This is a genomic window from Hallella colorans, from assembly GCF_003096815.1.
Classification (GTDB): domain Bacteria; phylum Bacteroidota; class Bacteroidia; order Bacteroidales; family Bacteroidaceae; genus Prevotella; species Prevotella colorans.
Window position 1 is genome coordinate 38,317 of sequence record NZ_QENY01000024.1, and the last position, 7,932, is coordinate 46,248.

The following is a 7,932-nucleotide window of genomic DNA, read 5'->3' on the forward strand; positions in this document are numbered from 1 at the left end:
ACGACTATGAATAACAAATTATATGGGCATCTCATTTTTGAGCTTAGCCACCCCGGACGACAAGGGTACAGCCTGCCCAAGAGCGAATTTCCACAACACGATTTGCCCAAAGGCTCGTTAAGAGAAAAGCAAGCCGACCTGCCCGAATGTGACGAGCTCACCGTAGTGAGACATTATACCAACCATAGCGGCAACAACTTCGGTGTGGATAACGGTTGTTATCCCTTGGGCTCTTGTACCATGAAATACAATCCTAAGATAAACGACGAGATAGCTGCAAGTGCCGCTTTCCAAAACCTTCACCCACTTCAGCCCGAATCTACCACTCAAGGAGCAGAAGAGGCAGTGTGCACCTTGCGTAAAGTTTTGGCTTCCATTACCGGCATGGCCGACTTCACGTTGAAACCATGCGCAGGCGCTCACGGCGAGCTTACAGGCCTGATGATTATCAAGGCCTACCATGAGAGCCGCGGCGACAGCAAGCGTGTCAAGGTTATCGTTCCAGACTCCGCGCACGGCACCAACCCCGCTTCCGCGGCAGTATGTGGACTTGAGGTTGTCGAAGTTAAAAGCAAACAGGACGGCACCGTGGATATCGACGACTTGCGGAGCAAGCTCGATGACAACGTGGCAGCCATGATGATGACCAATCCCAACACCTTGGGACTGTTCGAGCACGATATTGAGGATATTGTCAAGATGGTTCACGACCGTGGCGGATTGATGTATTACGACGGCGCCAACCTCAACCCCCTACTCGGCGTATGCCGGCCTGGCGATATGGGATTTGACGTGGTTCACCTAAACCTGCACAAGACATTCTCCACCCCCCATGGTGGCGGCGGTCCTGGCAGCGGTCCCGTGGGTGTTCGCGAGGGCTTGCAAGAGTTCTTCCCCATGGTAAACCCATACCATGGCAATTTCCTTGTGGAACTGCGCGCGCTTACTTACATCCTAACCCTCGGCAAAGAGAACATCAAGCAGGTTGGACCATTGGCCACACTCAACGCCACCTATATCAAATCTCGTCTCAAAGATGTATACGACTTGCCTATCGAGGCATTGTCCAAACATGAGTTTGTCTTTGATGGCCTGCGTGACAAGTCAACCGGCGTCACAACCATGGATGTGGCCAAACGCCTACTCGACTTTGGCTTCCACGCGCCCACCATCTACTTCCCGCTCCTTTTCCACGAGGCCATGATGATAGAACCCACCGAAAATGAAAGCTTGGAAACGCTTGACAGTTTCGTTGACGTGATGCGACGCATCGCGAAAGAAGCCGCCGAACAGCCAGAAATTGTCAAGGGCGCGCCACAACACACGCCCATTTCAAGAGTGGATGACGTAATGGCAGCACGCAATCCCATCTTAATTTTCCCGGAGAACGCGCAATGAAAACAGATCTAATCATTATCGGTAGCGGTCCCGGTGGATACGAGACCGCCGCTTATGCCGCCTCGCAAGGGCTGCAAGTGGTCATCGTCGAAGAGAAATACGCTGGTGGCACATGCCTCAACTGTGGTTGCATACCCACCAAATCTCTTGTGCATGACGCGGAGAAAGTTTTAGGGCGCGAAAACGGCGAGGAACTTTTCCGTGCAGCCATCGCTCGCAAAGACGCAGTCGTGGCTGGCCTTAGGCAGGGTGTGGAAGCCTTGATGAAGCAACCCGGCATAACCTTTATGCAGGGGCACGCTTCTTTCAAGACAGCCAAATCCATTGTCGTGAACGGCGAAGAGATAGAGGCTAAAAACATCATTATCGCCACAGGGTCCACCGCCAAGTTGCCCCCCGTGCCAGGGTTGGGGGCTGACGGACAACCCGTGAGCCCATATTTCGTAACCTCTGAGGGACTGCTCAGCCGAGAGGAATTGCCATCATCACTTTGTATCGTTGGCGCAGGTGTAATCGGCATGGAGATGGCGTCCATATTCGCGGCATTCGGAACACAGGTCACCGTGGTGGAGTTCTTAAAAGAATGTCTACCCACGATGGATGCCGAGATAGCGCGCCGCCTACGCAAAATCATGGAAAAACGGGGCATCAAGTTCCATCTCGCCACCGCCATGCAGCGCATAGATGGCAACAAAGTAGTCATTAAAGACACCAAAAAGGGAACTGAGAGTTGTGTTGAGGCCGACGCCATACTCGTTGCCACGGGCAGGAAGCCACGCACGGAGGATCTTAATTTGGAAGGCATTGGCATTGAGACAAGTCGGATGGGTATCGTGACCAACGACAACATGCAAACCAATCTGCCACACATCTACGCCATTGGCGACGTGAATGGTCGGCAGATGCTGGCTCACGCGGCTACGTTCCAAGGTAGGCGCGCCGTGAACCACATACTTGGTGTAACTGACAACATACGTTTGGACATCATGCCAGCGGCCGTGTTCACCTATCCAGAGGCAGCCTCCGTAGGGCCGACCGACGATTTTTGCAAAAACAACAGCATAGCTTTCACCACACGCAAGGTGCTTTGTCGCGCCAACGGCAGAGCGCAAGCTATGGAGCAAACAGACGGTTTTGTTAAGCTGCTCTTCGACGAGGCAAATCACGTTATCGCCTGCCACGCTTTCGGAGCTGGTGCTTCGAGCATCGTGCAAGAGGTGGCCTCACTCATGAATTTCGGCGTTACACGCGAGCAATTGGTAGATATCGTCCATATCCACCCAACGCTCAATGAGCTTCTTTTAGATGCCGCCAAGGCGTAACGTCATTTCATTGGCAAACCTATAAAAGAGAAGACGAGTGTCCATTTCGCGACGCTCGTCTCTTTTTTTATTACACGAAAAAAATATTTTAAAACGTGCGTCAACTATCATCGCGTCCCCAACGGATGACCATGCCCACGCCCCCCAACCCACAAAGGGCACGTCGCTCTTAAACCTTATGACAGGGGCGACACGCTAACCCACCATGACGGGAAATGTATACGCAAGTGAAAATACATGACAAAACCCCTCTTGAAACTCGCATATTTACAAACAACAAGCATGGCAGCCACAAATACGCCCAAAATGAACCTGTTTCATAAATGCCTTAACATGAACGCTTTATGCCCAAAAACGAGACATTGGCAAACAATATCCATATTTTTCCCGTTGCCTTTAGTGCCTCATCGTGGCGCGATTAGATGCCAAACGCGTTGCCAATAAGCTCCAAAGACAAAGCGTTTAGGCACCAAACCACACGTGATTGAGCCTTAATCATGAAAGTATTATTATTTTAGCGCATTACACAGAGAGTGCCATGTTTAAAAAGATGGCCCTTTTTCACGCTAAAACACACGTGTGGCAAGACACTATTTTATTGATTTTTTTTACACAAAAAACATCATTCCATCCGTGCGCCAGCGAATATTAATTACTGTTAAATAGATGCTGTCGCTTGCATTTCATACAAATAGTACCTATCTTTGTAAAAATAAACAGAGTGTTCTGTCGAGGGGTGCAAACCCATTGGTTTGCTGAGATCATACCCGTTTAACCTGATGCAGATAATGCTGCCGTAGGGAATGTGAAACGACATCTGATTTTTCATGCGCACGTCCGGGCGCGCCTTCCTCACCACACTTCTTAGACTTGTGTGCATTATATTAAGGCAAGCATGAGATATATCACTACATTGACCATCGCTGGATCAGACAGCAGTGGTGGAGCAGGCGTTCAGGCCGACCTGAAAACCATGTCCGCGTTGGGTTGTTACGCAGCCTCGGTCATTACGTCCATAACGGCACAAAACACCCTTGGGGTCAAGGCCGTGCAGAATGTAAAACCCAGTATTATAGCCCAACAAATCAGAGCCGTCATGGACGACCTGTCGCCCGAGGCCGTGAAGATAGGCATGGTAAACGACCTTGACACGCTCAACGCAATATGCGACACGCTTTCCAGCCAATGGCCCGCTCTTTTGGTGGTTGACCCAGTAATGGTGGCAACCTCAGGCGACCGCTTGATGCAAGCCGACACGCTCAAAAAATATTGCGAGCGACTCGTGCCACGCGCCACGTTGCTTACACCTAACATACCGGAGGCGGAGATTTTGGCTGGCATGCCCATCAAGAACGAAGCCGACATGCGCCGCGCCGCCGAGACCATCACGCACATGGGATGCCACGCCACGCTCGTCAAGGGCGGGCATGCCAACGGCGAGGAGAAAACAGACTTGCTACTCACTGATGACGGTCAATGCATAAGGCTCACGTCGCCAACCGTGCGGACAAATAACACACATGGCACGGGCTGCACGCTTTCGTCTGCCATCACGGCTTTCTTGGCCCAAGGAGAGAACCTGCCAACCGCTGTCAGAAAGGCGAAAGCATACGTTGGCGAGGCGTTGCGCCATGGCGCGGACGTGGCAATAGGACATGGACACGGCCCCGTGAACCATTTTTTTAATCCTCAAAAACTCATCAAGCGATGACACCATTGCAATTTATCACGCACACCAACGAGCGTGTAAGCTACACGGAGGGAGCCCAAGCCGCCCTGCGTGGCGGCTGCAAATGGATACAACTGCGCATGAAAGACGCGAGCGACACTGAGTTCGCGGAAACCGCCAGACAATTGTTACCACACTGCAGACAAATCGGTGGCACACTCATTCTTGACGACCGAGCGCTTCTGGTGCGCGAGGTTGGGGCACAAGGCGTGCACTTGGGCAAAAACGACATGCCCGTGGCAGAGGCTCGAAAGTTGCTGCCCAAAGGCGAATACATCATCGGCGGCACCGCTAACACCATAGAGGACATTCGTCGATTGGCGGCCGAGGGGGTGGACTATATTGGTTGCGGACCTTTTCGCTTTACCCACACCAAAAAACGCTTGGCTCCAATCATTGGCGTTGATGGCTATAAGAAAATCATCGACACCATGCGCCGGGAACGCATAGACATCCCATTGGTGGCCATAGGTGGCATCACCTTGGCGGACATCAAGACATTGCGACAAGTTGGCGTCCAAGCCGTAGCCATCAGTGGAGCCATTCTCCAAGCGGAAAATCCCACAGCGGAAACTCAGCGTTTCATGGCCGCGCTTGATGGGAACGCCAACCATCAAACAGCGATAAACAACGACTAACAAACCCCAAACATGGAAAATAACATCAAAATATCCTATCCAGACTCGGAGAAAGTGTATCTTCATGGTAAAATCTACCCTGACATACGTGTCGGCGTACGTCGTATCAACCTCACTCCCACGATAAAAATGGAGAAAGGCAAACGCGTCGAGAAACCCAACGAACCACTGCTTGTTTATGACACCAGCGGCCCTTACAGCGACCCAGAAATAGACATTGACTTGCGCCGTGGCATTCCACGCATGCGTGAGTCATGGATAGAGGGGCGCGAGGGCACCCAAATGTTTTACGCCAAACAGGGAATCGTTACGCCGGAAATGGAATATGTGGCCATCAGGGAAACCATGGATTGCAAGCAACGGGGCATCGACACCTACATCACGCCAGAGTTCGTGCGGCAGGAAGTGGCCGCGGGCCGCGCCGTCATACCGGCCAACCGCCGGCATCCCGAGTCGGAACCCATGATTATCGGGCCACGCTTCCGTGTAAAAATTAACACCAACATTGGCAACTCAGCCAACAATTCCAACATCGAAGAAGAAGTGGAGAAAGCCGTATGGAGTTGTAAATGGGGCGGAGATACCATCATGGACCTGTCCACTGGAGCGGACATCCACGATACTCGCGAGTGGATATTGCGCAATTGCCCCGTGCCACTGGGCACCGTGCCAATGTATCAGGCATTTGAAAAAGTGGACGGAAAGGCGGAGAAACTCACTTGGGAGATCTTTCGCGACACGCTAATAGAGCAGTGCGAGCAGGGCGTAGACTATTTCACCATACATTGCGGCATCCGCCTGCAAAACATCCACTTGGCCAACAGCCGTCTCACGGGCATGGTAAGCCGGGGCGGAAGCATCATCTCCAAATGGTGCCAAGTGCACCAAAAAGAAAGTTTCCTATACGAGCATTTTGATGACATCTGCGAGATTTGCCGCCAATACGACGTGGCAATATCCTTGGGCGACGGATTGCGCCCGGGCTCCACGCACGATGCCAACGACGCGGCGCAGTTCGCCGAGCTTGACACTATGGGCGAATTGGTGGAACGGGCATGGGCACACGACGTACAAGCCTTTATAGAAGGACCGGGACATGTGCCCATGCACAAGATAAAAGAAAACATGGAGCGCCAAATAGAGAAGTGCCACGGAGCGCCTTTTTACACGCTTGGCCCATTGGTTATAGACATCGCTCCGGGCTACGACCACATCACGTCGGCCATCGGGGCAGCCATGATAGGATGGATGGGAACGGCCATGCTGTGTTATGTCACACCCAAGGAGCACCTTGGTCTGCCCGACAAGGATGACGTGCGCACTGGGGTGATAGCCTACAAGATAGCCGCGCACGCCGCCGACATAGCCAAAGGCTTTCCGGGAGCCACGCTGCGTGACGACGCACTAAGCAAGGCGCGCTATGAGTTTAGGTGGAAAGACCAGTTCAACCTGTCGCTCGACCCTGACCGAGCTTTGGAATATTACAAGCAATCTAACGACGTGGGCGGTCGTTATTGCACCATGTGCGGGCCTCATTTCTGTGCCATGCGCATCAGTCAGACAATAGAGAAATGTGACGAACAATGATAAGTTTAACATCATAAAACCTAAAAAAATGATTGAAACAAAAGTATCCAAAGGTATCATCAGTACCTATTTTGACAAACTTGAAAAGTGCTTGGAACTTGACGTGGCCATTGTCGGCGGAGGCCCCAGTGGCATTGTGGCCGCCTATTATATGGCGCAAGCAGGCCTAAAAGTGGCTCTTTTTGACCGTAAACTGTCTCCCGGCGGTGGCATGTGGGGCGGCGCCATGATGTTCAACCAAGTGGTGATACAACAGGAAGCCATGGATATCATCAAGGAGTTTGGCATCAACTACGAGAAATACGAGGATGGCCTCTACACCATCGACTCTATCGAGAGTACCTCGGCCATTCTCTACAAGGCCGTGCACGCAGGCGCCAAACTTTTCAACTGCTACTCGGTGGAAGACGTGGTTTTCAAGGATAAGAAAGTGAGCGGCGTAGTAGTGAACTGGACTCCAGTGCTGCGCGAGGGCTTGCACGTGGACCCTTTGAACATCATGGCGCGCTGCGTCATTGATGGAACAGGGCACGACAGCGAGGTATGCAAGGTTGTGGCGCGTAAGAACGGAGCTGAGTTGCGCACGCCCACAGGCCAAGTAGTTGGCGAGGGGTCGCTCAATGTTGATGAGGGCGAGCGCCTTGTGGTCGAGGGCACCAAGGAGATTTACCCCGGGCTGTATGTGTGCGGCATGGCCGTGTCGGCCGTGTCAGGAACTCCGCGCATGGGCCCGATATTCGGTGGCATGTTGCTGTCTGGCAAAAAGGTGGCCAACCTCATCATCAAGGAGCTGGCAAAAAAATAGTCACATGCAAATCATTATTGTCACTTCCCCCGACTGCAAAGCGGGGGAAGCTCGTATTATCGAGGAAATGCTACAGCAAGGGGTTGACTATGCGCATTTGCGAAAACCCAAATACACCGCTGGACAGATGCGAGAGTTGATAGCGAGCATTTCAGCTCGATGGCACGACCGATTGGTGCTGCACGACCATTTTGAGCTAACCAAGGAATTTCAGATAGGGGGACTGCACCTCAATGGCCGTCACCCCACTCCATGTCCGGGCTTCAAAGGACGATTGTCGCGCTCATGTCATTCCTTACAAGAGGTGGAAGAACACAAAGACGGCATGCGATACGTGTTTTTAAGTCCTATTTTTGACTATTGCTGTCCGGTAAAACTCAAAAGAGCATAAATATCCTCCCCGAAGCCCAGTAAAATTGGACTTCGGGGTTTATTTTTTCAAAAGTAAGCCCC

Annotated in this window: 7 protein-coding genes and 1 riboswitch; all 7 genes read left to right on the forward strand. The window is 52.1% G+C overall.

Annotated elements, in window-relative coordinates; translation table 11 throughout:
* The first annotated feature begins 6 nt into the window (after positions 1-6).
* The 7 genes from gcvPB (at position 7) to C7379_RS10885 (ending at position 7,870) form a co-directional block, all read left to right on the forward strand.
* Positions 7-1,398, forward strand: a complete 1,392-nt coding sequence (gene gcvPB / locus C7379_RS10855) for an aminomethyl-transferring glycine dehydrogenase subunit GcvPB (RefSeq protein WP_116617328.1) — start codon at positions 7-9, stop codon at positions 1,396-1,398.
* On the forward strand, positions 1,395-2,720 hold the full coding sequence (gene lpdA / locus C7379_RS10860) for a dihydrolipoyl dehydrogenase (RefSeq protein ID WP_116617329.1): 1,326 nt from the start codon (positions 1,395-1,397) through the stop codon (positions 2,718-2,720). Before gcvPB ends, lpdA begins: the two co-directional genes overlap by 4 nt.
* Before the next feature lie 722 nt (positions 2,721-3,442).
* A riboswitch (TPP riboswitch) is annotated at positions 3,443-3,541 on the forward strand.
* Positions 3,542-3,615: 74 nt separating this feature from the next.
* Positions 3,616-4,431 (forward strand): bifunctional hydroxymethylpyrimidine kinase/phosphomethylpyrimidine kinase, encoded by an 816-nt coding sequence (gene thiD / locus C7379_RS10865; RefSeq protein WP_116617330.1) that lies wholly within the window; start codon positions 3,616-3,618, stop codon positions 4,429-4,431.
* Positions 4,428-5,087 carry a thiamine phosphate synthase gene (locus C7379_RS10870; RefSeq protein ID WP_116617331.1) on the forward strand — a complete coding sequence of 220 codons (660 nt, stop codon included), beginning with the start codon at positions 4,428-4,430 and terminating at the stop codon, positions 5,085-5,087. The genes thiD and C7379_RS10870 overlap by 4 nt, the downstream gene beginning before the upstream one ends.
* A 12-nt stretch (positions 5,088-5,099) precedes the next feature.
* On the forward strand, positions 5,100-6,674 hold the full coding sequence (gene thiC, locus C7379_RS10875) for a phosphomethylpyrimidine synthase ThiC (protein ID WP_116617332.1): 1,575 nt from the start codon (positions 5,100-5,102) through the stop codon (positions 6,672-6,674).
* Positions 6,675-6,702: 28 nt separating this feature from the next.
* Positions 6,703-7,479, forward strand: a complete 777-nt coding sequence (locus C7379_RS10880) for a sulfide-dependent adenosine diphosphate thiazole synthase (RefSeq protein ID WP_116617337.1) — start codon at positions 6,703-6,705, stop codon at positions 7,477-7,479.
* A gap of 4 nt (positions 7,480-7,483) precedes the next feature.
* Entirely contained in the window at positions 7,484-7,870 is a 387-nt protein-coding gene (locus tag C7379_RS10885; protein ID WP_165815066.1) for a thiamine phosphate synthase, read from the forward strand.
* The last annotated feature ends 62 nt before the right edge of the window (positions 7,871-7,932 follow it).